Consider the following 22,485-nt stretch of genomic DNA (forward strand, 5'->3'; position numbering starts at 1 on the left):
TGCCCCCGTCTGCCCAGCCCATCACCCGGCACCCGCGGGGCCGCAGTCGGCTCTGACCGCCCACGCGGGGAGGGCGGAACTCGCACGGGCCCGTCCCTGCCGGGTTCCAGGGCTCGTACCGGAGGGACCGCGGCGGGGGTTTCAGGCGGACGTCCCCACCAGAAATCTTGACGACTTCCTAACGTGTGAGCGGGCCGCGGGGGGCGGTGCGAAGGAGCCGATCGTTCGGCCGACGTGCGGGCGGTGGCCACCGGGGGTCAGACGGGAGGTCCATTGGGAGGAAGCTGATCGGCCAGGCGGCCCAGTGGCCGGGCCCAAGGTGTGCCGACCGCCGTATCCGGTGGTTGCGTGACTGTGCCCGGCCGACCGGCCACCGGGCACGGGGCAGCCGCGCGGCGCGAGGAGGCAGGACGGTATGGATTCCACCACGGGAGCACCGCAGGGGGTGATCCCGGCTCGTTTGCTGCACGGCCAGAAGGCTCTGGTGACCGGCGCCAATTCGGGCATCGGCAAGGCCACGGCCATCGGCTTGGGCCGGGCCGGCGCCGACGTGGTCGTGAACTACGTCGCGGATCGCGGGGCGGCCGAGGAGGTGGCCGCGGAGATCGCCTCCTTCGGGGTGCGTTCCGCGGCGTACGAGGCCGACGTGTCCCGGGAGGACCAGGTCGTCGCCATGACGGCCCGGATGGTCGAGGAGTTCGGGACCATCGACATCCTGGTCGCCAACGCGGGACTGCAGCGCGACGCCCGGTTCACGGAGATGTCCCTCGCCCAGTGGCAGAAGGTCATCGACGTCAACCTCACCGGTCAGTTCCTGTGCGCACGGGAGGCGACCAAGGAGTTCCGGCGCCGGGGCGTGGTTCCCGAGGTGTCCCGCTCCGCCGGAAAGATCATCTGCATGAGCTCGGTGCACCAGCTCATCCCCTGGTCGGGCCACGTGAACTACGCGTCCTCCAAGGGGGGTGTGCAGATGATGATGCAGACCCTGGCCCAGGAGCTCGCGCCGGAGAAGATCCGGGTGAACGCGGTCGCCCCGGGAGCGATCAAGACCCCGATCAACCGGGCGGCCTGGGAGACGCCCGAAGCGCGGGAGGACCTGCTGAAGCTGATCCCGTACGACCGGATCGGCGACCCCGAGGACATCGCCCACGCCGTCGTCGCACTCGCCTCCGACCTCATGGACTACGTGGTGGGCACCACCCTGTACGTCGACGGCGGCATGACCCTCTTCCCGGGCTTCGCCACCGGCGGATGAAGCCCTCCCGGCCCGTCACCTCCACGAACGGCGAAGGCACGCATGCCCCCCTCGCTCCACCTGCTGGCGGACGCCCCGGCCCAGCTCCTGCCGGCCCGGGAACTCATGGCCTTCACACTGGCCTCCCACATCATCCTGGTACCGCTGGGCGTGGCCTTCCCCTTCATCACCCTGGTCATGCACTACCGCGGGCTGCGCCGCAAGGACGCCACGGCACTGCTCCTGGCGCGCCGGTGGTCGGCCGTCATGGCGGTGCAGTTCGCGCTGGGCATCGTGACGGGCACGGTGCTCTCGTTCGAGTTCGGTCTGCTCTGGCCCGGCCTGATGGGGAGGTGGGGTGATGTCTTCGGCATCGGATTCGGCGTCGAGGCCTGGGCGTTCTTCCTCGAGGCCGTACTCATCGCCATCTACCTGTACGGATGGCGGCGGCTGAAGCCCCGGACGCACTTCCTGCTCGCGCTGCCGCTGCCGTTCGCCGCGCTGCTCGGCGCGTTCGGCATCCTGGCGGCCAACTCCTGGATGAACACGCCGCAGGGCTTCTCCCTCGACTCCGAGGGCAACCCGGTCGACGTGGACGTCTGGAAGGCGCTCTTCACGCCGATGTTCGGGCCGCAGTACTGGCACTTCGTCGTGGCGATGATCCTCACCGCAGGCTTCATGGTGGCCGGTGTCTATGCCGTGGGCTGGCTGCGCGGCCGCCGGGACCGCTACCACCGGCTCGGCTTCGCCGTTCCGTTCACCATCGCCGCCGTCGCCACTCCGGTGCAGTTCGTCCTCGGTGATTCCATCGCCCGCTCGGTGTTCCACAAGCAACCGGTGAAGTTCGCCGCGATGGAGGTCGTCTGGAAGACCGACACGCGTGTGCCGGAGTACCTCTTCGGGCGCCTGCACGAGGACGGGACCGTCTCGGGCGGCATCAAGGTCCCCTTGCTCGACTCGGTCCTGGCCGGATTCAGTCCGGACACCGAAGTGGTGGGACTGACCTCCGTCCCGGCGGACCAGCGCCCCACGGCCGCGCAGGCCACCATCGCCCACTGGGCCTTCGACATCATGGTCCTTCTCGGTTCCGTGCTGGTGCTGCTCGCCCTCTGGTACGGGTTCGTCTGGCTGCGGCACCGCCGCCTGCCCGCCTCGTCGTGGTTCTACCGCTGCGCGGCCTGCGCCGGCGTCGCCTCCGTCGTGGCTGTCGAGTGCGGCTGGATCGCCACCGAAGTGGGACGCCAGCCGTGGATCGTCTACCAGAACATGCGGGTCGCCGAGGCCGTGACCTCGACCCGCTCCACCACCCTGTGGATCATGCTCGGTGTGGTGATGGTGGTGTACGTGTTCCTCTTCGGCTCCTTCCTCACCGTCCTGCTGAAGATGCGCACGCGCTGGCGGCTCGCCGACGAGCAGCAGGCCACGGCGGGTACGGCCCACACACCCGAGGCCGACATCCCTTACGGGCCCCGAGCTGCCCTCCCCGCGGACGACGTGCCGGCCGCCGCGGACGGAGCGGGCCGACCCGGGGGTGAGCGCCGGTGACCGCCGACCTCATCGCCGTGGTGCTGCTCCTGGCCGTGGCCGCTTACGCCGGCGCGGGCGGCACGGACTACGGAGCGGGCTTCTGGGACCTGACGGCCGGAGGGACGGATCGCGGCCGGCGCCCCCGATGGCTCATCGACCACGCGATGGCTCCCGTCTGGGAGGTCAACAACGTGTGGCTGATCTTCGTACTCGTCATCATGTGGACCGGCTTCCCCGTCCTGTTCCAGACCGTGTTCTCCGCGATGTGGCTCCCGCTGGCGCTGGCCGCCATGGGGATGGTCCTGCGCGGCGCCGGCTTCGCGTTCCGCAAGCCCTCCCGGCGACTCGCCGGCCAACGGCTGTACGGCGCCGTGTTCGCCGTGTCCTCGGTCGTCACGCCGTTCTTCCTCGGCGCGGCCGTCGGCGGCGTCGCGTCGGGGCGCGTGAAGCCCGGTACCGAGGCCTCGGCGGACGCCTGGACCAACCCCACCTCGCTCGTGTTCGGGCTGGTCGCCGTCGCCACCACGGCCTTCCTGGGCGCCGTGTTCCTCACGGCGGACGCCCGCCGGTTCGGCGCGCCCGATCTGGTGGGCTACTTCAGGCGACGGGCGCTGGGCAGTCTCGTCATCCTCACCGCCCTGGCGGTGGGCACCGGGTTCGTCACCCACGGCGACTCCCCCTACGTGTGGCACGGGCTCACCCACGGCTTGGGGCTGCTCCTCGTCGTGGTGGCCGGAGCGTCCGCCGCCGCGACCGCCTGGCTGCTCCTGCGGACGCCGGGCACGTGGATGCGCGTCACAGCGGTCGCAGTCGTCGCCTGCGCCGTCCTCGCGTGGGGGACGGCCCAGCGGCCCTACCTGCTCCCCACCTCGCTGACCGTGGCCGACGCCGCGGGGGCGCCCGCCACGCTGACGTGGCTGGCCGTCGTCACCCTGGTGGCCCTGGTGCTCGTCGTACCGGCCGTCGTCCTCCTCTACTGGCTGGACACCCACGGCGAGCTGGAAGAGCTCACCGACTCCGAGTTGCGAAGAGGAGGCGGCGCAGCCGGTGACGCCACGGCACACGACAGCTGATCACCGGTCCGCACCCGTCCTGGAGGTCCCCCTCGTGCCCAGACCCGGAGGAAGGAAGCCGCTGTGACCGACGACGAGATCCTCCTGGGACTCGCCCTGACGGTGGTGCTCGCGACCGGCTCGCAGGTCCTGGCGAACAAGCTGCGCGTCCCGGCCCTGATCATCCTGCTTCCCGTCGGGTTCGCCGCCGGTGCGATGACGGACGTCATCCACCCGGACCAACTGCTGGGGCCGGGCTTCTCGGCCCTGGTGTCGCTCTCCGTCGCAGTGATCCTCTACGACGCCGGTCTGGGACTCGACCTGCGCAAGCTCGCCCACCACACCCGGGGGGTCGTGGGCAGGCTGCTCGTGTACGGCGTGCTGCTCACCTTCCTCGTCGTCGCGGCGGTGTCGCCGGCCATGTTCGGCATGCCCCTGCGCGTGGCCGCGATGCTCGGCGTGATCCTCGTCGTCTCGGGGCCCACCGTCGTGGGGCCGCTGCTCGACTTCGTGCGGCCGAGCGACAAGGTGCGGCGCATCCTGATCTGGGAGGGGACGCTGATCGACCCGATCGGCGGCATCCTGGGCGCGCTGACCTTCCACGCGGTGGCCTCGTCGCACCAGATCGACATCGGCAGGGGGTACCAGCTCGGGCAGTTCCTCCTCAGCATGGGCGTCGGGTTGCTCGGCGGTGTGGTGGGGACCGCGCTGCTGTGGTTCGCCCTGCGCACCCTTCGACTCGGCGAGACCTTGGGGACGCTGGCGCAACTCGCCGTGGTCATCGGCGTATCGGCGGTCTGCGACGTCGTGCGGGACGACACGGGGCTCATCGCCGCGATCGCCGTGGGGCTGGCCGTGGCCAACATCCGCGGGTTCGACATGCCCGCGCGCCGGCCCTTCTTCGAGACCCTGGTCCAGCTGATCATCGGCCTGCTGTTCATCTCCATCTCCTCCACCGTCACCCCGGCGTCCCTGGTGCCGGTGCTCCTTCCCGCGCTCGGCCTGATCGCGGTTCTCGTCCTGATGGTCCGCCCGATCGTGGCCTTCGGCGCCGCGGCGCGCACGGACCTCTCGCGCCGTGAGCGCGCCTTCGTGGGATGGATGGCCCCGCGCGGCATCGTCGCGGCGGCGACGGCGTCCGCCTTCTCCGCCGGCCTGGTCGAACGGGGGGTGACCGGGGCGGCGAAGATCCTCCCGGTCACCTTCCTGGTGATCGTGGGGACCGTAGTCCTCTACGCGCTGACAGCGGCGCCGGTGGCCGGACGGCTGGGCGTCGTCAAGGCGGCGGGCACACGCGTCCTCCTGGTGGGCGGCGAGCCGTGGGTGGTCGACCTGGGCGGGGCCCTGCGGTCCGCCGGCCTCGACGTACTGATGTGGGCGGGGCTCGACACGGAGCGGGACCGGATCAAGGCAGCGGGCCTGGACCTGGCCCAGGGCGATCTGCTGGCCACGGCCATCAACCCCGGGGCGCGGCTGGAGGGGGTGACGGCCGTCTTCCTGGCCACCGACGACGACGACTTCAACGCGCTCGCCTCGATCGTGATGCAGGACAGCGTCGAGGGTCCCGTCTACCGGGTGGGGCCGCCGCACGACAGCCACGGCGTGGTCGCTCCGTACACCGGCGGCGACATCCTCTTCGGCCGCTCCCTGGTCCGACACGTCCTGGCGGAGCGCTACGGGCGGGGAGCCCGGTTCGTGGTGCAGCCGGCCGGGAGCCCGCAGCCGCCGGAGTCCGACACGCTCTTCGTGGTGCGGGCCGACCACCGGCTGGACCCCGTCACGGAGAGGCGGGAGGCCGTGCCGCACGACGGTGACACCGTCGTCCTCCTCGGGCCCGCACCCACCGCCGCACCGCGCTGAGACGCGCGGTGCGGCGGTGCGGCGGTGCGGCGGTGCGGCGGTGCGGCGGTGCGGCGGTGCGGCCTACGGTCCGTTCCTCCGCGCGCCCTGGAGCATCGAGTCCAGGGTGATCGCCGCGTCGATCAGGGCCAGGTGGGTGAAAGCCTGTGGAAAGTTCCCCAACTGTCGGCCCGTCAGGTCGATTTCCTCGGAGTACAGGCCCAGGTGGTTGGCGTAGGTGAGCATCTTCTCCAGGACCAGCCGGGCCGTGTCGGTGCGTCCGGCGCGGGCCAGCGCGTCGACGTACATGAACGTGCACAGGGAGAAGGTGCCCTCGGAGCCGCGCAGCCCGTCGGGTGACGCCTCGGGGTTGTAGCGGTAGACGAGGCTGTCGCACACCAGCTCGCGTTCCATCGCGTCCAGGGTGGACTTCCACATCGGGTCGTCCGGCGTGATGAAGCCGACCGTGGGCATGCGCAGCAGCGCCGAGTCGAGCACGTCGTCGCCGTAGTGCTGCACGAAGGCCCGCTTCCCGGCATCCCACCCCTGGTCGAGCACCTGCGCGTAGATCTCGTCCCGCGCGGCCACCCAGCGCCCGCCGGCCGCGGGACGGCCGTCGTCGTAGGCGATGCGCAGGGCACGGTCGAAGGCGACCCAGGACATCACGCGCCCGTAGGTGAAGTCCTTCCGGCCGCCGCGGGTCTCCCAGAGCCCTTCGCCGGGCTGGTCCCAGTGGTCGACCAGCCAGTCCACCAGGGTGTGCAGGGCCTTCCAGCCCCCGTGGTCGAGGTGCATGCCGTGCTCGTGCGCGAAGTAGATGCTGTCGAGCGCCTCGCCGTAGATGTCCAGCTGGAGCTGGCTCGCCGCCCCGTTGCCGATGCGGACCGGGGCGGAGCCGCGGTACCCCTCCCAGTGGTCCAGGGTCTCCTCGACCAGGTCGGCGGAGCCGTCGACCCGGTACATGATGTTCAGCGGTCCGGATCGGTCCCCCCGGCCGGCCTCCTGCTTCACCCGGTCGTGCAGCCAGTTGATGAACGCGGACGCCTCTTCCTTGAACCCGAGGCCCAGCAGGGCGTACACGGAGAACGAAGCGTCGCGGATCCAGGTGAACCGGTAGTCCCAGTTGCGCTCTCCCCCCAGTTGCTCGGGCAGCCCCGCCGTCGGCGCGGCGACCAGGGCGCCGGTCGGCGCGTAGGTCATGAGCTTCAGCGTCACGGCGGAACGCTCCACCGCCTCCCGCCAGCGGCCGGAGTAGGTGGACTGCCCCAGCCAGGAACGCCAGAAGCGGACCGTCTCGTCGAAGAGCCGCTCGAACTCCTCCGAGCGGATCTCGTGCGGAGGTCCGTCCGGGGCGGATTCCATGACGAGGCCGCGCTGCTGCCCCGCCCGCAGGCTCAGGGAGAAGCGCAGGTCGTCGTTGTCGCCCGGGAAGATGTCCAACAGCCGCTCGTCCTGTGGCTCGCGGACGGCGTGGACGGCGAGGGTCAGGTCCTTCGCGGTGAACACCGCTCCCTGCTCCACGATGTGCAGTGTGTGCGCCGCACGGCCGTAGTCGAAGCGCGGAGCGATCTCCCCTTCGAACGTCATGCTGCCGCGGACACAGCGCAGCATGCGGACGAGACGGTGCCGGTCCGTCGCGGTCGTCCCGGTCACCGGCATGAAGTCGACGACCTCCCCCGCCCCGGCCTCCGTCATGAAGCGCGTCACCAGAACAGCCGTGTCCGGGTGGTAGAGCTGCTTGGTCGTGTACGTGTCCGCCACCGGCCGTACGGTGAAGTGGCCGCCTTGGCGCCGGTCGAGCAGAGCGCCGAAGACGCTCGGCGAATCGAACCGGGGACAACAGAACCAGTCGATCGTCGCGTCGGTCGTCACGAGCGCCGCGGTCTGGAGATCACCGATCAGACCGTGGTCCTCGATCAGGGGGTAGTCGTCCATCGCGGGCCCCTTTCAGCCCCGGTCCCCACCGGCGCAGCGCCGTCACGCCGCGGATCGGGCGGACCGGACGGACCGGACGGCACCCGACCAGCTTAGGCCGCCCGTGTCGGTCCGTCCTGGCGGGAGAGCGGCACGGGGTGCCGGCCGTGCTGCCCCTGCGCGGGGCCGGGAACCGCCCTACCGTGAGGGAGGTGCTCTCCTTCGGGGGAGCCCCGTTTCCTCGTGCTTCGAGAGCACCTGACTCCTCCCGCGAAGGGGGCGTGGCATGGGTGTCATGACGTCCTGGGCGGCCAGATTCAGACTGCGGCAATACGTCAAGGCCAGTCTGTGGATCGTGCCGATGCTGGGACTGGTCCTCGGCGCCCTTCTCGCCGAGCTCGCCCTCGCCGCCGACCGCACGGATTGGCCGCCGAGCGGATGGCACTACTCCGCCACGACGGCGAGCGGCGTGCTCAGCGCCATCGTGGGCGCGATGGTGGCGCTGCTCGGGTTCGTCGTCACCATCGGCGTACTGGTGGTGCAGCAGGCCACGGGCACCCTCTCCCCCCGGTACATGCGCCTCTGGTATCGGGACCGGCTGCAGAAAGCGGTGCTGGCGACCTTCACCGGGACCTTCGCGTTCGCCTTCTCCCTGCTGCGCAGCATCGAATCCGATTCGGTCCCCGACCTCGGCGTGACCCTGGCCGGCGCGGCCGTGGCCGTCAGTCTGGTGCTCCTGCTCATCTACCTCAACCGCTTCACCCACAGCCTGCGACCGGTGGCCATCGCCGAGTTGGTCACCCGCCTGGGTGCGACCGTCCTCACCGACGGCGCCAGGGCGATCCGGGGCGCCGCGCCCCGCGGAGACGGAGACGGAGCCGGGCCGTCCGGCGATCCGGTGATGCGCGTGCGTACCGTACGGGGCGGCGCCATCCAGGCCTTCGACGTACCCGGTCTGGTCGCGGAGGCGGCACGCCACGAATGCGTCTTCGTCGTGACCCGGCTGATCGGGGACTTCGTACCGCCCGGAACCGTGCTCGTCGAGGTGCACGGGGGCACGTCCGAACCGGATCCGGCGAAGGTGTCCGACCTCATCGCCCTGGGGGCCGAGCGCACCATCGAACAGGACCCCGCCTTCGCGCTGCGCATCCTCGTCGACATCGCCGTCAGAGCGCTGTCCCCGGCGGTGAACGACCCCACGACCGCCGTGCAGGTGCTCAACTACATCGAGTGGTTCCTCCACACGGTCGGCACGGCGCGCCTCCCCGGGCGGTACGTCCTGGCCGATGGCCGCGGGGACGCCCGGCTCGTGGTCCCGGGGCGCACCTGGGACAACTACCTCCAGCTCGCCGTCTGCGAGATCCGCGACTACGGAAGCTCGTCCGTGCAGGTCTGCCGCAGGCTCCGCGCCATGCTCGAAGGCCTGCTCGACGCCCTCCCGGCGCAGCAACACCCTTCGGTGCGGGCGCAGATGACCCTGCTGCAGCAGTCCGTCGAGCGGCAGTTCGCCGACCCGGCGCGACGGGCCATCGCGCAGCAGCCCGACCTCCAGGGCATCGGCGGGCAGGACCCGCCCTGACTCCCCGCGGACCGGGGCGGGGCCGGGCGCGGCCATGTCCACCGGCACGATCGGTCTGATTCCACCGGTGGCGCCCTGACGGCGGCGCCGCCGAACGGGTGGCGTACGGCGGTGCTCCAGTCGCGGGATGGGGAAGCAGCGCCTTTGCTGGACTGGCGGCGGGCGTTTCGCCGCCCGCGGCCACCCGCGGAGTGCCCTCGCAGGAGATCCGTATGGAACCCCAGCCCAGCCGGCCGGATCCGACACACGGCACGCCCCCTCCGCAAGGGCGAGGGAGCGAGTTGGCCGATCTGCAGCGCCGCATCGCGGAGCTGGAGGGCGGCGGGAGGCCGCGGCGGCACCGGTGGCGGTCGGTCCTGTCCGCCGTCCTGGTGATCCTGGCCGCGCTCCTGGCCGTGCTGTCGGTCGTCGCGGTGTGGACCGACAGCATCGTGGGAGACACCGACCGGTACGTCGACACCGTGGCGCCGCTGGCCGGGGACCCCGCGGTGCAGACGGCGGTGACCAACCGGGCCACGACGGTCATCCTCGAGCAGATCGACGTGAAGGCCCTGGTGGGAGAGCTCTCCGCGGCGGCCGCACAGGAAGGGTCCCCTCCCGCCGTCGCCAAACTGATCGGCGAGCTCAGCGGCCCCATCGAGAACGGCCTCAAGGAGCTGGTGAGCGCCACGGTCCACCGGATCGTGGCGAGTTCCGCGTTCGAAACGCTGTGGACGGACGCCAACCGCATCGGGCACCGGTCCCTGGACAAGGCGCTCACGGGCAAGGGCGGCGGCGCCGTGACGCTGAAGGGCGACCAGGTGGCCGTCGATGTCGGCCCCCTCGTGGAACGCGCCAAGGACGAGCTGGTGAAATCCGGTTTCTCCCGCGCCGCGAGCATCCCGGAGGTCCACAGCGACTTCGTCGTGTTCTCCTCGGACGAGCTCGCCAAGGTCAAGACGTACACCCGCGTCCTTCAGATCGTCGGCACGTGGCTCCCGGTGGTCACCGTGCTGGTCGCCGCCGCAGCAGTCCTCCTCGCGGCCCACCGGCGGCGCGTCCTGGTGACGACGGCGCTGGCCGTGGCCTTCGGCATGCTCGTTCTCGGTGTGAGCCTGACCGTCTTCCGCGGCATCTACCTCGACCGCCTGCCGGCGGCGGTGTCGCAGGACGCGGCTGCCGCCGTCTTCGACGCGCTCGTCAGGTTCCTGCGGGCCACCATCCGGGCGGTCGCCGCCGTCGCCCTGGTGACGGCCTGCGGCGCCTTCCTGAGCGGGCCGTCGCGGCCCGCCGCCACGGTCCGGCGGGCGTGTTCCGGCGCCGTCGCGTCCCTGCGCGGTGCCGCGGGCTCGGCCGGCCTGCGGCTCGGCGCGGTGGGTCGCTTCGTACACCGCCACAAGCGGTGGATCGGCGGCCTGATCCTGGCCGTCGCCCTGATCGTCCTCGTCACCTGGTCGTATCCGACGACCGCGGTCGTCCTGTGGATCGTTGCCGCGGTCCTGGCCGCCTTCGCCGTTCGCGAGTTCCTCGACGACGCCGACGCGGCGGCCGGGAAGGACCCACGTGGCGCCGGGAAGGCACCGCGGCCTTCATGAGCACGCCGCAACGGGGCGAGCGTGGCCGTCGGCGGGTGCACCCGCAGCACATGCGCCTGCTGCTGCCGCTCCTACGTTCCGGCGTCGTGGTGGCAGCGGCCACCACGGGCTATTACACGCTCCCCCTCGACCGCGATGCCGACCAGCGCATCGCGTCGGTGCTCGTCCTGGGCCTGCTGGCGATCGGCGGACTGCTGGCCCTGCAGGCGGTCGGCATCATCGGTTCGCCGCACCCGCGGCTGCGCGCCATCGAGGCGCTGACCACCGCGGTCCCCCTCTTCCTGCTGTTGTTCGCGGCCACGTACTTCCTGTACGCGCAGGAGCACGGAGGGCGCTCCTTCTCCGAACCGCTCAACAGGAACGACGCCCTGTACTTCACGGTGACCGTCTTCGCCACCGTCGGCTTCGGCGACATCGTGCCCGTCTCGCAAACGGCGCGCGTGCTGACCACGTGCCAGATGGCGGCCGACCTCATCCTCGTGGGACTCATCGCGAAAGTCATGGTCGGGGCGGTCCGGATCGGGCTGGAACGACGTCAGTCCTCCACGCCACCCCAGCGGCCTGACCCGTGACTCCCCCACTCCCACGTCCGCTCCGGGCCCCCTTCACCTGGCTGGCGGCGAGCTGTGGCCGACGGCGGACGCCCGGGTGAGGGTGGTCGGGTACGGGCGGTCCCCCTCCAGGGCCCGACCCGTCGTACGCAGGGCTCAGAACGGACGTCCACCCACCCTCACGGAGATGACGATGTCGCACGCCAACGAGGTCAGGATCCCCTTCCTCTTCTGCTCGTCGCCGCAGGCGCCCGGGAGCCAGGGCGTCGACAGGGTCAAGATCCTCTGGGACGGGGAAGAGATCTGGCAGGGCGATGCCGGCACCGGTGAGACCAACACGCCCGAGGTGACCAGACCCCTGCTGGGGTCGGGCACGCTCGCGCTGGCCGTGAGGCCGGCGGCGGAGGGCAGCGTGTGGGATGTCATCGGCTCGGTGACGCTGAGCGACACGGATGTGGGGGCAGGCATCCAGACCGCGCGTTTCGTGAAGAGCGGCGCGGACTACGAGCTCTCCTACGAGGCGGCCATGGACGTCACCGACAACCGGTCCTGACCACGGGCCCGGCCGTCCGCCCCCCACCGGACCTCCTGAACATCCGGCAGATGAAATCCCCTGGGCGGGGTATCGGTAGCACGCGGAACCAGCCGTGCCGGTTGCCGCGGGCCGTTGCTACTTCTGAGTCACACCCATGATCGGGTAGCCTCCGGAACCGCTTGGTCCGCTTTTCGATGCCCGCCCCCCAACAGGAGGACTCATGCCTGCCCCCGTCGCCGCCACGACCGCCACCCTCCCACGAGGCAGATCGGGCGAGGACGCCTCCCACCGCACGCGGCGAGGCGGTGACCGCGCGTGCCACGGCGTCGGACGCGCGTGGCCGAGTCGCATATCGACGGGAGGAGCGCCGGTCTCTTGAAGTTCCGGATCGGACGCCCGACACACCCGTCCCCACACTCGCCCGCACACGCGCGCCCTCACCCGCGCCCGGAGAGCGCCGGCCCCCACGCGGTTCCCGCCCAGGCCGGCGCCGTCGACGAGCCGGTTGCCGCCGAGCCGCCGCTCTCGGCCCACGAAATCGCCCTCATACGGGCTTCCGTCTCCGTCGTCGAGCCGTTCGCCGCGGACATGACGGTCTATTTCTACGCGATCCTCTTCGCCCGCTACCCCGAGGTCCGTCCGATGTTCCCGCCGGGAATGGACGCCCAGCGCGGCCGCCTGCTGCGCGCGCTGCTGCGCATCGTGGACCTGGTCGACGACCCGGAGCGCCTGGTCGGCTTCTGTGGCCACCTCGGTCGCGACCACCGCAAGTTCGGCACCCTCAGCGCGCACTTCCCCGCCGTGGGCGAGTGCCTCCTCGCTGCTCTGGCCCGCTACGCCGGCCCGGCCTGGACCGCGGACATCGCCGCGGCCTGGACCAAGGCGTACGGGGTGGTCGCCGACGTCATGATCAGCGCTGCCGAGCAGGACGAGGCGCAGCGGCCCGCGGTGTGGCCCGCCACGGTGGTGCACAAGGTCCTGCGCGGACACGGCATCGCCGAGGTCACCGTGCGGCCCCACATGCCGTACCCGTACGCGGCCGGGCAGTACGCCAGCATCGAAACTCCGTGGTGGCCCAAGCAGTGGCGCTACTACTCGCCGGCCAACGCACCCCGTCCGGACGGCACCCTCACCTTCCACGTGCGCGCGGTGAGCGGCGGTTCGGTCAGCGACGCGCTCGTACACCGCTCTGCCGTGGGAGACGTGGTCCAACTCGGCGCGCCCATGGGGGACATGGTGCTGGACGCCGCCGTCCACAGCGACCTGCTCTGTGTGGCCGGCGGCACCGGTCTCGCACCGATCCGCGCGATCGTCGAGGAAGTGGCCCGTCGTGGCGGGCGGCACCAGGTCGACCTGTTCCTCGGAGCCCGTACCGGCGCCGAGCTGTACGGGGTCGACGACATGCTCCGGATGGCACAGCAGCACCACTGGCTGTCCATCAGGGGCGCCGTCTCCCACGAGCACATCCCCGGCATCCGGGGATCGCTGCCGCAGGTTCTCGCCGAGTACGGCCCGTGGTACCAGCACGACGTCTATCTCAGCGGGCCGGCTCCGATGGTGGTCTCCGCGAGCAGGACGCTCACGCAGCACGGCACTGCGCCCGACCGCATCCACCACGACCCCTTCGAGACCCCCGTCCTGTCCGCTTCCTGAGACACACCCGTACCGAACCTGCCAGGAGTACGCCCCCGTGACCTTCCCCCCGCCCGCTTTCGGATCAGCAGGTGAACACCGGCTGCAGCAGTACATGGGCAGCGCCGACCGCGCCGCACGGTTCTACGACCAGCAGGTGCACCCCCGCCTCACGACCGAGATGCAGGAGTTCATAGGCCGCCAGAGCATGGTCTTCCTGGCCACCGCGGACTCCCGCGGGGAATGCGACGCCAGTTTCCGGGCAGGTCCGCCCGGCTTCGTGCACGTCCTGGACGAACACACCCTCGCCTATCCGGAGTTCCGGGGGAACGGCGTGCTCGCCAGCGCCGGCAACATGACGGAGAACCCGCACCTCGGCATGCTCTTCGTCGACTTCACGCACGACCACGTCGGCCTGCACGTCAACGGCGTCGTCCAGCTCCACCCCGACGCCGACCTCCGCTCGGCGCACCCCGGCCTGCCCCAGGACATCGCGCCGGGCCGCGCCCCCGAGATGTGGGTCCGCCTCACCGTCGAAGAGGCCTACATCCACTGCTCCAAGTACATACCGCACCTGGTGCCGGGCCCCCGCCCCAGCCACCCGGCCGACCGCCCGAAGGACGCGGACTACTTCACCGCGCGGGCGGCGCAGGAGTCACGCCTTACCCGGTGAGCTGCGGGAGCCCCCGACGCGCTGATGCGCCGGAAGGCTCCCCGGCACCCCGTCTCCCGGCGGCGACCGCCGGTATGGCCCACTGACCGCGAAGAACGTCCCGAAAGGGACCAGAATGAGCCGTGGGGTCGTGGGGTTCCCAACGGACGGAGCGAGCGGTGAGGATTTCGACGAGGGAGGTCTTCGGAGCGCCGTGCTGGGTGAGCCTGATGGCCCGCGACCTCGGCACGGCCCAGCGTTTCTACGGTGCCGTCGCGGGTTGGACGTACCGCCCGGCACGACTCGGCGAGGCGTTCTCGGTCGCCCAGCTCGACGGAGTGCCGGTGGCGGGCATCGGCGCGCTCGCCTCCGACCTGGCCGTCGCGGTGGCCTGGACCCCGTACTTCGCCGTCGACGACGCCGACGTGGCCGTGGACCGCATCCGCGAGCGGTCCGGCACGATCGCGGTCGGGCCGGTCTCCTTCGCCTCCGGCGGCCGGGCGGCCCTCGTCGCCGACCCGGACGGCGCCGTCTTCGGCATCTGGCAGGGCGCCGTGTCCTCCGACTGGCGCGTGGGCCGGGGCCCGGCTCCGGCCTGGCTGGAGCTGCGCACCCGCAACGCCTTCGACTCGGCGATGTTCTACGGCGCGGTGCTGGAGTGGGCCACCGGTCGCGCGGGCTGCTGCGAGGTCTCCTACGAGGAGGACCAGGTGGTCCTGCGGCAGGGGGGCGAGCCCGTCGCCCGGCTCAACAGCGGCCCGGTCGAGCTCGCCGCGTACACCCCCTCCACCCGGCCCCGCTGGCACGTGCACTTCCGCGTGCCCCGGCTCCGCCCGGCGGTGGAGGCGGCCGTGGCACTGGGCGGGCGTACCGTCTCGGAGGTCGCCTGCAACGCCGCGGAGCGGTGGGTGGCGCTGCGCGACCCGGACGGCGCCCTCTTCACCCTCACCGCATCTCCGGGGGCGGACCCGGAGCCGGACGCTCACGCTCCGTGACGGTTCGAGATGCGGGCGCAGGGCCGTACTGGTTCCCTGATGTCCCCCGCTCTCCCCACGGATGCAAGGAGCGAACATGAGCGACGCAGGCGAGTCCCGCGGACGGTCCGGGCAGTTGCGCGCCAAGGCGCAGGAGCTGAACGAGGCGGCCGAGCGGTCCACCGACGCGGACGAGCGGCAGCGGCTGCGCGACAAGGCCCGCCGGCTGCAGGAGCAGAGCGAGAAGGAGCGCGGGCTCGACGACCGCGGCATGGACCCCGTATAGCGCTGCCGGGGCCTGGGCCGGGCCTGGGCCTGGGTACGGGCCTGGGCCTGGGTGCGGGCCGGGGCCCGGGCGCGGGTGCGGGCCGGGGCCCGGGCGCGGGTGCGGGCCGGGGCCCGGGCGCGGGTGCGGGCCGGGGCCCGGGCGCGGGTGCGTGGTGCATGGAGCATCCGGGCCCGGGTACCCGCGCCCTCGACATACCCGGCAGGCGGTCCGGGCCCCCGCCCGCGGGGGCCCGGACCGTGCCGGCCACGAGGGAAGGATGCGCGATGTCGCACGTCGAAGAGCACGTCGAGGTGAACGTCCCCCTGCGGACGGCCTACAACCAGTGGACGCAGTTCGAGCAGTTCCCGGCCTTCATGGAGGGGGTGGAGCGCGTCGAGCAGCGCGGTGAGGCCCTGACGCACTGGGTGACGAAGGTGAACGGCGTGGAGCGGGAGTTCGACGCCCGGATCACCGAGCAGCTGCCCGACCGGCGGATCGCGTGGACGACCGTGGACGGTGAGGCCCGCCAGGCGGGGCTGGTGACCTTCGAGCCCGTCGACGCGACGACCACGCGGATCGACCTGCACATGAACTGGCTCCCGGAGGGTCTCGCGGAGAACGCCGCGGACAAGCTCGGCCTGGTCCAGCGGCGGGTGGCCGGCGACCTGAAGCGCTTCAAGCTGTTCATGGAGACGCGAGGTGCCGAGACCGGCGCCTGGCGGGGCGAGGTCTGAGCGCCATGGGGGGTGAAGTGGCGAGAGAAGGCGTCCGGACCGCGTCCCACGGCGGTACCGGCCGCAAGGTGGCGGCCCGTACCGGGCTGGTGGCGCGCGGGGTGCTGTACGTACTCGTCGGCGTCCTGGCCGTCCGCATCGCGTTCGGCGAGGGCGGCCAGGAGGCCGACCGTCAGGGCGCCTTGCAGGAACTGGCGGGGAAGCCCTTCGGCAGCGCCCTGGTGTGGGCCGTCGGGATCGGCCTCGTGTGCATGATGCTGTGGCGGCTCTCGGAGGCGGTGTTCGGCGCCACGGGTCCCGACGGCGGAAAGACCTCCAAGCGGCTGGCGTCGGCCGGGCGGGCCGTGTTCTACGGGGTCGTCGCGTTCTCGGTGCTGTCGTTCGCCACCGGGTCGGGCGGCCAGTCCGGTGACCAGCAGTCGCGGGACATGACCTCGAAGGCGATGGAGCTGCCCGGGGGTCCCTGGTGGGTGGGCGCGGTCGGAGTGGCGATCGCCGTGGCGGGCGTCGTGATCGCCGTACAGGCGGCCCGGCGGACCTTCCGCAAGCACCTCGCGATGCAGGGCGTCTCCGAGGCGGTGCGCAAGGGCGTCGAGGTCCTCGGTGTGACCGGCGGCGTGGCGCGCGGCACGGTCTTCGCCGCGGCCGGCGGATTCGTCGTGTACGCGGCCGTGCGCTTCGACCCCAGTGAGGCGAAGGGCATCGACGACACGCTGCGGTCGCTCACCCAGACCCCGGCGGGCCCGTGGCTGCTGGTGGCGGTGGCCGTCGGCCTGGTGCTGTTCGGCGTGTTCTCGTTTGCGATGGCCCGCTGGCGCCGCGTCTGACGCCGCCGGGGGTCCCCCCGCCCGCTCCGCCGCCGGTCAGGCGGCGGAGCGGCAGATGACGACGTCACGGACGGCGTGCCGTCCGGGGCGGTCGCCGGCCTCGTCGATCGCCGCGCGGATGGCGCGCTGATGGCGCGCGGACGCTCCGGGGCCATCTCCGTTCATCCAGGGCGGGACGGGTCAGGACCCCGCACGGGGCCGTGATCCACCGGCCCTGACCGGCGGCCTTCGAGCCGGTCCACCAGCTCGCGGGCGGCCTCGTCCGGGTCCGCTCCCGGCGGGAGCGACGGCGCCCGCCCCGCGACCGGCCGGTCGGAGAAGCCGGTGTCCAGATGGGGCGGCCGGACGTCGAGTACGCGCAGTCCTCGGCCCCCGGGGCCGCGCACCTCGCGGGCGAGTACCCCCAGCCAGCAGGCCAGCGCGCTCTTCGCGGCCGCGTAGTCGGCCATGGACCGCATCGGCGCCTCCACCACCGCGCCCGTCACCGCGGCGAGGAAGCCGCCCGGTTCCACCTCGGCCACGGCGCCGCGCAGCACCGCCGCGGGACAGAGGTAGTTCACCGTGACGAGGTGCTCCGCGACCGCGTCGGGAATCTCCCGGGTCATACCGAAGGCGGCGACTCCCACCGCGACCAGCACCCCGTCGAGGCCGCCCAGCTCCCCCCGTGCCCACGCCGCCAGCCCGGCGCAGCGGTCCAGGTCGTACGCGTCGATCCGGCGGCGCGGCCGGCCCCCGAGCCCGGCCGCGCGTTCACCGAGCACTCCGGCATCCCGTCCGGCGAGTGCCAGCACGGCCCCGCGGTCGCGGAGCTCCCGGGCGGCGAGGCCGCCCAAGACCCCTGTCGCCCCCACGACCAGTACGCGGGCGCCCGACATGGGCCCTCCCGGTCCGGTCGGCGTCGTCCTGCCGCCTCCGAGCTCCATGGCCACGCTCCCGCTCCTCACCGCACCGATCGACCCCCGGACGCGCGCGTACCCACGTACTAGCGTCCTCCATGATCCGGCCGGACGGCGGCAGCGGCACTCCGCATCGATCGTGCACGGATATCGCGTGCACGAACGACCCCGCGGCCGTGATTGCGGGTCGGTGCCGTCTACGCTCATCGCCTCCAGGCCGGGACACGCGGGAGGAGGGCGCCCGGCGGGTCGACGGTCAGGGCGGCTCCGTCGGAGCGGCCGGTCAGCCAGGCCAGGATCGCGGCCGCCGCCCCGCGTACCAGCGGACCGGGACGGTCGCTGGTGCTGAGGTCGGACGTGCCGCCGTCCGCGCTGATCCGTACGGGCGGCATGGCGGGGTCCTCGCGCAACCGGGCCACGGTCGCGCGCAGTTCCCGGTCGGTGAAGGCGGCCGGCCAGTCGGCGGGTGTGTAGGAGGCCGCCAGATCGACGTGGTGCACCTCCAGTTCCCGCAGGAGGCTCCACAGGACCCCGCGCACGGGGCGTCGGCCTCCCCCGAGCCATCGCACCGGAACGTCCCATGCCTCGTCCGGGTGGGACCCGATCGCCTGGAGGAGCCCGCTCAGTGAGGTCTCGAGGTCCATCCGAAGGGCGTCGGCGTCCCGGAGCGCGCCTTGCCGGATCTCCTCCTCTCGGGTCGACTCGTCGGGATACTGGGGCAGGTCGGCTCCGCCTCGGGCCGCCGTCAGGAGGCGCACGCGCGAGTCCGCGCCGCGGGCGAGGTGGACCAGGACGTGCGCGCGGGTCCAGCCGGGCAGCAGGGAGGCGGCGCGCAACTGCTCGCCGGTCAGGGCCCCGGCGCTGCTCAGCAGGTGGCCGGCCGACTCGTACAAGAGGGGCAGGAGCACGCTGGGGTGATCGTGCTCGGTCAGACTGTTCGTGTTGCTCATGCCGACTCTCCTGCCCGCTGTCCGTCGAAAACGCAAGGGACCGCGGCCGACTTCCCCGGTCTGCGGTACCGCCCCGGGACGACGGCGGGGCGGTACCGCAGGCCGGGGCTGGCCGGGGCTGTCCTGTGCCTACCCGAGCCCGGCATGCACCGTGATTGTCCAGCCGGACTCATCCGCGCGGAACGGAGAATCGTTGCCGGGTGTTGGTGGATCGCCGGCACAGAACGGGCAACACGGAGGCCGTCGCTCCCCCGGCTCCCGGCCCTAGCGTCGTCGATACGTCCACGGCGCGCCCCGCGCCCGCAGTGAGGGAGGTCTGGTGACAGTGACACCACGAGGCCGATGGGAACCGCACGGCACGGCCGACGGCCCTGAGCGGGGCGTCCACCGGCAGCGGCTGAAAGCAGCCCCGCGCAGGTGGGGCCCGGCGGGAACGTCACCCCTCGTGCCGGTCACCTCCCTCACGGCGGGCCCGGTCAACCGGAGCATGTGAAGGTGCGCCGCCGAGTCGCGGCCGAGAGCCTGGCACCATGAACCATCCGAAGCGGGCGCTGGTCAATCCTCCTGACGGTCGCGGCCTGCGCGAGGTTCGTGTCGACGGGACGACCGTCGGACGGGCCTGGTCGCTGCGGGAGCTCGGGCGGCTGCTTGCCCGGTCCGGGTTCCCCGCGGGGACGAACCCGGCTGTCGACCCGGCAGTGGCCTGGTACGGGGCAGGCCCCAGTACCTGGCCCGACCGCCCGCTGCAGCGGCGTGCCACGCTGGTGATGATGGTGGCGGGTCTGCTCGGTTCCGCGGTCCTCCTGGTCGACCTCGGCCTCCCGGACGTCTTCGGGGCACTGACCTTCGCGGGCGGGGTCACGGGGTGCATCTTCATCGCGGCCGGCTTCTTCCAGGTCGTGGCGGCGGCCGCGGTTCTCGACCACTGGAGCAAGCGGGTCTTCAAGCGTTCCGGCGCAGTGTCCTTGGTCGGGGTGGTCATCACTCTGGTCGTCTGCAGCCTGCTGCTGGTCCTCTGGCTGCAGGAGAAGGAGTACTTCCCGTACTTCCTCAGCTATCTCTCTCTGTGGATCTGGTCCCTGTGGGCCACCTGGCGGGTGGGCCGCGAGAAGCCGTGGCGGGGGATCCCCCATCCCCGCCGCTTCGCAGTCGGCGTGACCGCCTCCGGTCTGCTGGCGACGGTGAACCTGGCGTACTCAGGGGTCTACCAGCCCGCCACCGCCGTTGTCCGGGTCAACTACCAGGCGGCGTTCGGGATCCCGTCCGCCGACCCCGACCCGGACAAGCCGATCATGCACGTGCCGGTGACCATCACCCTGGAGAACACCGGCACCGTCTCGTTCTGGGTGCTCGCCAGCGCGGTCACCGTGAGAGGCAGCGCGTCGCAGTACAGACCGCACGAGAAGGGGATCGACTGGCGCGAGGGCCGGGGCGAGAGCCAGCTCTACGCCGGCTCAGCCGCGTACAGCCTCATCTACTGGGGCGCCCTGCAGGAACCCGGCACGTGGATCGATCCGGGGACGCGGCTCGTCATGCAGAAGGTCGTCCAGCTTCCCCGGAACGCGCCGTTCGACTCCCTTGAGGCACGCAGCAGCCTGATCATGATGCGGAAGGACATCGGCTCCGTCGACAACGCATTCGGAACCATCCACTGGTCGTGGGAACCGGACGAGAAGACCAAGCAGGTGGACTGCGGCGACTGCGGAGACATCGGCATCAACCTCGGCCGACTGCGCTACAACAGCAACCTCATCAACAAGACCCGCAAGCCGCGCCACGTGCTGTCGATTCGCTACGTGAACAGCGACGTGCCCGAAAACGTCGGCGTCATCGTCTCGCCGATGGACGGGGCGGGGAAGATCGCATGGAACTCCGAGCCTGCGGGCCGACTCGACCTCGTAGACATGGGAGCCGGCGTGTCGACCGTGCCGTTCGCCCAGCTGCTGAAGCAGCTGGGCTGACCTGGCCACGGACCGGGCCACGGCCCGGAGGGGGTTGGAGTCGGCCGGGGCGAGGAGGCCGACGTCCCCGCCGCGCCCCGCCATCAAGTCGGACCGGGACCGTCGCACCCGGCGGGCCGGGAGGTCGGCGGACTGCACGCGGGGGGCCGGGGCGCGGGCCTTACCCGTTTGGTTGCTCCGCATGGTGGAGTGCCGCGCCGTGCTGCATCGTGACATGGAGTAAGGATTCTCTAGCGGGCTGTACGTCGCATCCCCCTGGTCTGCGCGCGCCCGCGCAAACGCTGCATCCGGACGGAGCGTTCCATGAGTGACCACGCCATACCCGAGGCCGGCGACGAACGGACGGCTGCCGCGGACACGAGGGCCCCAGAACCCGCGGCGCGCACCTCGTCCTCCCCGTCCCGCGCACCTGAGGGGTCCGAGCCGCCGGGGGACGCGCACGACGACGTGGCCGAAGGAGGCGACGCGGGTGACGTGCGCGAGGCGGGTGAAGTGGGCGAGGTGGGCGAGGTGGGTGAAGTGGTCGGCGTCGCCGGCGATGCCGCCTGCCTGCACACCCTGCTGCAGACCGCGGTGGTCCACCGGTCGGTGGAAGAGGTCGCGGATCTGGTCAAGCTCCTGCGGCACTCCGGGCAGGTCCCGGACGCCGCGGACCAGGCCCTGCGCGCCGCCGCCGTCAGCCGTCCCATCGAGGACGTCGTCTCGCTGGCCGTGCTGCTGAGCGGCGAGGACGAGCCGCACCCGCAGTTCGAGCCCCAGGTCGGGTCCGAGCCTCAGGCGCAGCCCTACCCGGTCCCGGAGCCCGTGCCCGCCCCCGTGGACCCGCCGGGTCCGGACGGCCGGTCCGCTCCGCGGGCCTTCCGCAAACGTGCCGACCGGCGGCCCCGCGGGACCTCCGACGCGGACGCGTCCCCGCGGGTGCCCGGGCGGGTGCTGCGGTGGCCCGTCGCGGGGGCCCTGCTCGTCGCCGCACTCACGCACCTGCCCCGCCACCCCTCGCGCGTCCTGGCGGACGGCAGCTCGGCGACATGGCTCCTGCTGGGTGTCGCGGGGGTGTGTCTGACACTCGCGGTGCTGGTGACGATCCGGGACCGCACCGGGGTGTGGTTGGCGGCGACGGCGACCGGGATCGGGATCGTATCGCTCCACGCGCTCGCGGCCCTGCTGGATCGCGACCCCCTGGGCGGTGCGATGGGCATGCTGCTGCCCTGGCCCACCGGCGCCTCCATGTTCGCGGCGGGCCTGACCGCCTTCCTGTCCGTCATGGCCGTCCTGTACCAGTCGGACAGGCCCCAGCCCATCCCCGGCCGGCCCATCCCCGGCCGGCCCGTCCTCGTGACGCCCGACGGGACGCCGGTTCCGCCGGGCACGCCGCCCGACCCGGCGACCGACTTCGTCCAGGAAGCGGAAGCGACGGCCACGTGAGCCCCGTCTGAACGGCGGGACCGCTTTTGGGGAGGAGACGAGCCCGCCGTTCGGTCTCCTCCCCCGTGACATGCAGCCGGGGCGCGCACCGGGTCCGCCGGCCTGGGGCCTGTCGTCAAAGTCCCGCCTGGCCCGCGGCGTCCGGCACCGCACCTCGCCGCGTTGTCGGGGCGCCCGAGTACGTCCAGTACACGGGCGCCCCTCCGCCTTGCGATGCACGGCACCGGACGCCGCGGGCCTGACCGGCGCCACTTTGACGACAAGCCCTAGCTTGATCTTTAACGTCCGAGATCGAACGGCGCCTCGTACTTGATCACTCGGTTCGGTAACCGCCGTACGCGGAAACGGCCTTCGTCTGGAT

20 protein-coding genes are annotated in these 22,485 nt (G+C 72.1%); 16 read left to right on the top strand and 4 right to left on the bottom strand.

Annotation, left to right across the window (positions count from 1 at the left end; all coding sequences use genetic code 11):
- Positions 1-415 precede the first annotated feature (415 nt).
- The 4 genes from ACFWU6_RS18430 (at position 416) to ACFWU6_RS18445 (ending at position 5,673) form a co-directional block, all read left to right on the top strand.
- A complete protein-coding gene (locus tag ACFWU6_RS18430) occupies positions 416-1,255 on the top strand; it encodes an SDR family oxidoreductase (RefSeq protein ID WP_383805172.1) in 840 nt (279 codons plus the stop codon).
- A 42-nt stretch (positions 1,256-1,297) separates the two neighbouring features.
- Positions 1,298-2,779, top strand: coding sequence for a cytochrome ubiquinol oxidase subunit I (locus ACFWU6_RS18435; protein WP_383805174.1), 1,482 nt, complete (start codon positions 1,298-1,300; stop codon positions 2,777-2,779).
- Positions 2,776-3,834 (top strand): cytochrome d ubiquinol oxidase subunit II, encoded by a 1,059-nt coding sequence (locus ACFWU6_RS18440; RefSeq protein WP_383805176.1) that lies wholly within the window; start codon positions 2,776-2,778, stop codon positions 3,832-3,834. Before ACFWU6_RS18435 ends, ACFWU6_RS18440 begins: the two co-directional genes overlap by 4 nt.
- Positions 3,835-3,897: 63 nt before the next feature.
- A complete protein-coding gene (locus ACFWU6_RS18445; protein ID WP_383805177.1) occupies positions 3,898-5,673 on the top strand; it encodes a cation:proton antiporter in 1,776 nt (591 codons plus the stop codon).
- A 63-nt stretch (positions 5,674-5,736) separates the two neighbouring features.
- On the opposite strand, the gene ACFWU6_RS18450 is transcribed toward ACFWU6_RS18445, so the two are convergent.
- Positions 5,737-7,587, bottom strand: a complete 1,851-nt coding sequence (locus ACFWU6_RS18450) for a glycoside hydrolase family 15 protein (protein WP_383805178.1) — start codon at positions 7,585-7,587, stop codon at positions 5,737-5,739.
- Positions 7,588-7,852: 265 nt separating this feature from the next.
- On the opposite strand from ACFWU6_RS18450, the gene ACFWU6_RS18455 reads away from it, so the two are divergent.
- The 10 genes from ACFWU6_RS18455 to ACFWU6_RS18500 all read left to right on the top strand — a co-directional run bounded on the left by ACFWU6_RS18455 (position 7,853) and on the right by ACFWU6_RS18500 (position 16,892).
- Entirely contained in the window at positions 7,853-9,145 is a 1,293-nt protein-coding gene (locus ACFWU6_RS18455; RefSeq protein ID WP_383981923.1) for a DUF2254 domain-containing protein, read from the top strand.
- A 281-nt stretch (positions 9,146-9,426) separates the two neighbouring features.
- Complete coding sequence (locus ACFWU6_RS18460) at positions 9,427-10,719, top strand: hypothetical protein (RefSeq protein ID WP_383981925.1); 1,293 nt, start codon at positions 9,427-9,429, stop codon at positions 10,717-10,719.
- The gene (locus ACFWU6_RS18465; protein WP_383981927.1) at positions 10,716-11,291 is read left to right on the top strand and encodes a potassium channel family protein; all 576 of its coding nucleotides are present in this window, start codon (positions 10,716-10,718) and stop codon (positions 11,289-11,291) included. Before ACFWU6_RS18460 ends, ACFWU6_RS18465 begins: the two co-directional genes overlap by 4 nt.
- A gap of 166 nt (positions 11,292-11,457) precedes the next feature.
- Positions 11,458-11,823 carry a hypothetical protein gene (locus ACFWU6_RS18470; protein WP_383805182.1) on the top strand — a complete coding sequence of 122 codons (366 nt, stop codon included), beginning with the start codon at positions 11,458-11,460 and terminating at the stop codon, positions 11,821-11,823.
- A gap of 357 nt (positions 11,824-12,180) precedes the next feature.
- Positions 12,181-13,458: a globin domain-containing protein gene (locus ACFWU6_RS18475; protein WP_383981928.1), complete on the top strand. Its 1,278-nt coding sequence runs from the start codon at positions 12,181-12,183 to the stop codon at positions 13,456-13,458.
- Between the two features lie 94 nt (positions 13,459-13,552).
- Entirely contained in the window at positions 13,553-14,110 is a 558-nt protein-coding gene (locus ACFWU6_RS18480) for a pyridoxamine 5'-phosphate oxidase family protein (protein WP_383981938.1), read from the top strand.
- Positions 14,111-14,319: 209 nt separating this feature from the next.
- Positions 14,320-15,084, top strand: a complete 765-nt coding sequence (locus ACFWU6_RS18485; RefSeq protein WP_383981940.1) for a VOC family protein — start codon at positions 14,320-14,322, stop codon at positions 15,082-15,084.
- Between the two features lie 76 nt (positions 15,085-15,160).
- Positions 15,161-15,349 carry a DUF6381 family protein gene (locus ACFWU6_RS18490; protein ID WP_383805184.1) on the top strand — a complete coding sequence of 63 codons (189 nt, stop codon included), beginning with the start codon at positions 15,161-15,163 and terminating at the stop codon, positions 15,347-15,349.
- A gap of 266 nt (positions 15,350-15,615) precedes the next feature.
- Positions 15,616-16,065 (top strand): SRPBCC family protein, encoded by a 450-nt coding sequence (locus tag ACFWU6_RS18495; protein WP_383805186.1) that lies wholly within the window; start codon positions 15,616-15,618, stop codon positions 16,063-16,065.
- Positions 16,066-16,070: 5 nt separating this feature from the next.
- A complete protein-coding gene (locus ACFWU6_RS18500) occupies positions 16,071-16,892 on the top strand; it encodes a DUF1206 domain-containing protein (RefSeq protein WP_383805188.1) in 822 nt (273 codons plus the stop codon).
- 36 nt (positions 16,893-16,928) lie between these two features.
- Here the strand turns inward: ACFWU6_RS18500 and ACFWU6_RS18505 are convergent, their stop codons facing one another.
- The 3 genes from ACFWU6_RS18505 to ACFWU6_RS18515 all read right to left on the bottom strand — a co-directional run bounded on the left by ACFWU6_RS18505 (position 16,929) and on the right by ACFWU6_RS18515 (position 18,738).
- Positions 16,929-17,057 carry a hypothetical protein gene (locus ACFWU6_RS18505; protein WP_383981930.1) on the bottom strand — a complete coding sequence of 43 codons (129 nt, stop codon included), beginning with the start codon at positions 17,055-17,057 and terminating at the stop codon, positions 16,929-16,931.
- Positions 17,054-17,767, bottom strand: coding sequence for an SDR family NAD(P)-dependent oxidoreductase (locus tag ACFWU6_RS18510; RefSeq protein WP_383805190.1), 714 nt, complete (start codon positions 17,765-17,767; stop codon positions 17,054-17,056). The genes ACFWU6_RS18505 and ACFWU6_RS18510 overlap by 4 nt, the downstream gene beginning before the upstream one ends.
- A gap of 224 nt (positions 17,768-17,991) precedes the next feature.
- Positions 17,992-18,738 (bottom strand): maleylpyruvate isomerase family mycothiol-dependent enzyme, encoded by a 747-nt coding sequence (locus ACFWU6_RS18515; protein WP_383981932.1) that lies wholly within the window; start codon positions 18,736-18,738, stop codon positions 17,992-17,994.
- Between the two features lie 530 nt (positions 18,739-19,268).
- Here ACFWU6_RS18515 and ACFWU6_RS18520 point away from each other — a divergent pair.
- Together ACFWU6_RS18520 and ACFWU6_RS18525 are read left to right on the top strand one after the other, a co-directional pair.
- A complete protein-coding gene (locus tag ACFWU6_RS18520) occupies positions 19,269-20,699 on the top strand; it encodes a hypothetical protein (protein WP_383981934.1) in 1,431 nt (476 codons plus the stop codon).
- A 303-nt stretch (positions 20,700-21,002) separates the two neighbouring features.
- Positions 21,003-22,124, top strand: coding sequence for a hypothetical protein (locus ACFWU6_RS18525; RefSeq protein WP_383981936.1), 1,122 nt, complete (start codon positions 21,003-21,005; stop codon positions 22,122-22,124).
- The last annotated feature ends 361 nt before the right edge of the window (positions 22,125-22,485 follow it).

The sequence above is a fragment of the Streptomyces sp. NPDC058674 genome (genome assembly GCF_042716505.1).
Lineage (GTDB): Bacteria > Actinomycetota > Actinomycetes > Streptomycetales > Streptomycetaceae > Streptomyces.

Excerpts from the sequence above, each read along its gene's own strand:
- ACFWU6_RS18430 (WP_383805172.1), top strand. The coding sequence starts at position 416 with ATGGATTCCACCACGGGAGCACCGCAGGGGGTGATCCCGGCTCGTTTG.
- ACFWU6_RS18435 (WP_383805174.1), top strand. The coding sequence starts at position 1,298 with ATGCCCCCCTCGCTCCACCTGCTGGCGGACGCCCCGGCCCAGCTCCTG.
- ACFWU6_RS18450 (WP_383805178.1), bottom strand. The coding sequence starts at position 7,587 with ATGGACGACTACCCCCTGATCGAGGACCACGGTCTGATCGGTGATCTC.
- ACFWU6_RS18455 (WP_383981923.1), top strand. The coding sequence starts at position 7,853 with ATGGGTGTCATGACGTCCTGGGCGGCCAGATTCAGACTGCGGCAATAC.
- ACFWU6_RS18465 (WP_383981927.1), top strand. The coding sequence starts at position 10,716 with ATGAGCACGCCGCAACGGGGCGAGCGTGGCCGTCGGCGGGTGCACCCG.
- ACFWU6_RS18470 (WP_383805182.1), top strand. The coding sequence starts at position 11,458 with ATGACGATGTCGCACGCCAACGAGGTCAGGATCCCCTTCCTCTTCTGC.
- ACFWU6_RS18480 (WP_383981938.1), top strand. The coding sequence starts at position 13,553 with ATGGGCAGCGCCGACCGCGCCGCACGGTTCTACGACCAGCAGGTGCAC.
- ACFWU6_RS18485 (WP_383981940.1), top strand. The coding sequence starts at position 14,320 with ATGGCCCGCGACCTCGGCACGGCCCAGCGTTTCTACGGTGCCGTCGCG.
- ACFWU6_RS18490 (WP_383805184.1), top strand. The coding sequence starts at position 15,161 with ATGAGCGACGCAGGCGAGTCCCGCGGACGGTCCGGGCAGTTGCGCGCC.
- ACFWU6_RS18495 (WP_383805186.1), top strand. The coding sequence starts at position 15,616 with ATGTCGCACGTCGAAGAGCACGTCGAGGTGAACGTCCCCCTGCGGACG.
- ACFWU6_RS18500 (WP_383805188.1), top strand. The coding sequence starts at position 16,071 with ATGGGGGGTGAAGTGGCGAGAGAAGGCGTCCGGACCGCGTCCCACGGC.
- ACFWU6_RS18505 (WP_383981930.1), bottom strand. The coding sequence starts at position 17,057 with ATGAACGGAGATGGCCCCGGAGCGTCCGCGCGCCATCAGCGCGCCATC.
- ACFWU6_RS18510 (WP_383805190.1), bottom strand. The coding sequence starts at position 17,767 with ATGTCGGGCGCCCGCGTACTGGTCGTGGGGGCGACAGGGGTCTTGGGC.
- ACFWU6_RS18515 (WP_383981932.1), bottom strand. The coding sequence starts at position 18,738 with ATGAGCAACACGAACAGTCTGACCGAGCACGATCACCCCAGCGTGCTC.
- ACFWU6_RS18520 (WP_383981934.1), top strand. The coding sequence starts at position 19,269 with ATGAACCATCCGAAGCGGGCGCTGGTCAATCCTCCTGACGGTCGCGGC.
- ACFWU6_RS18525 (WP_383981936.1), top strand. The coding sequence starts at position 21,003 with ATGAGTGACCACGCCATACCCGAGGCCGGCGACGAACGGACGGCTGCC.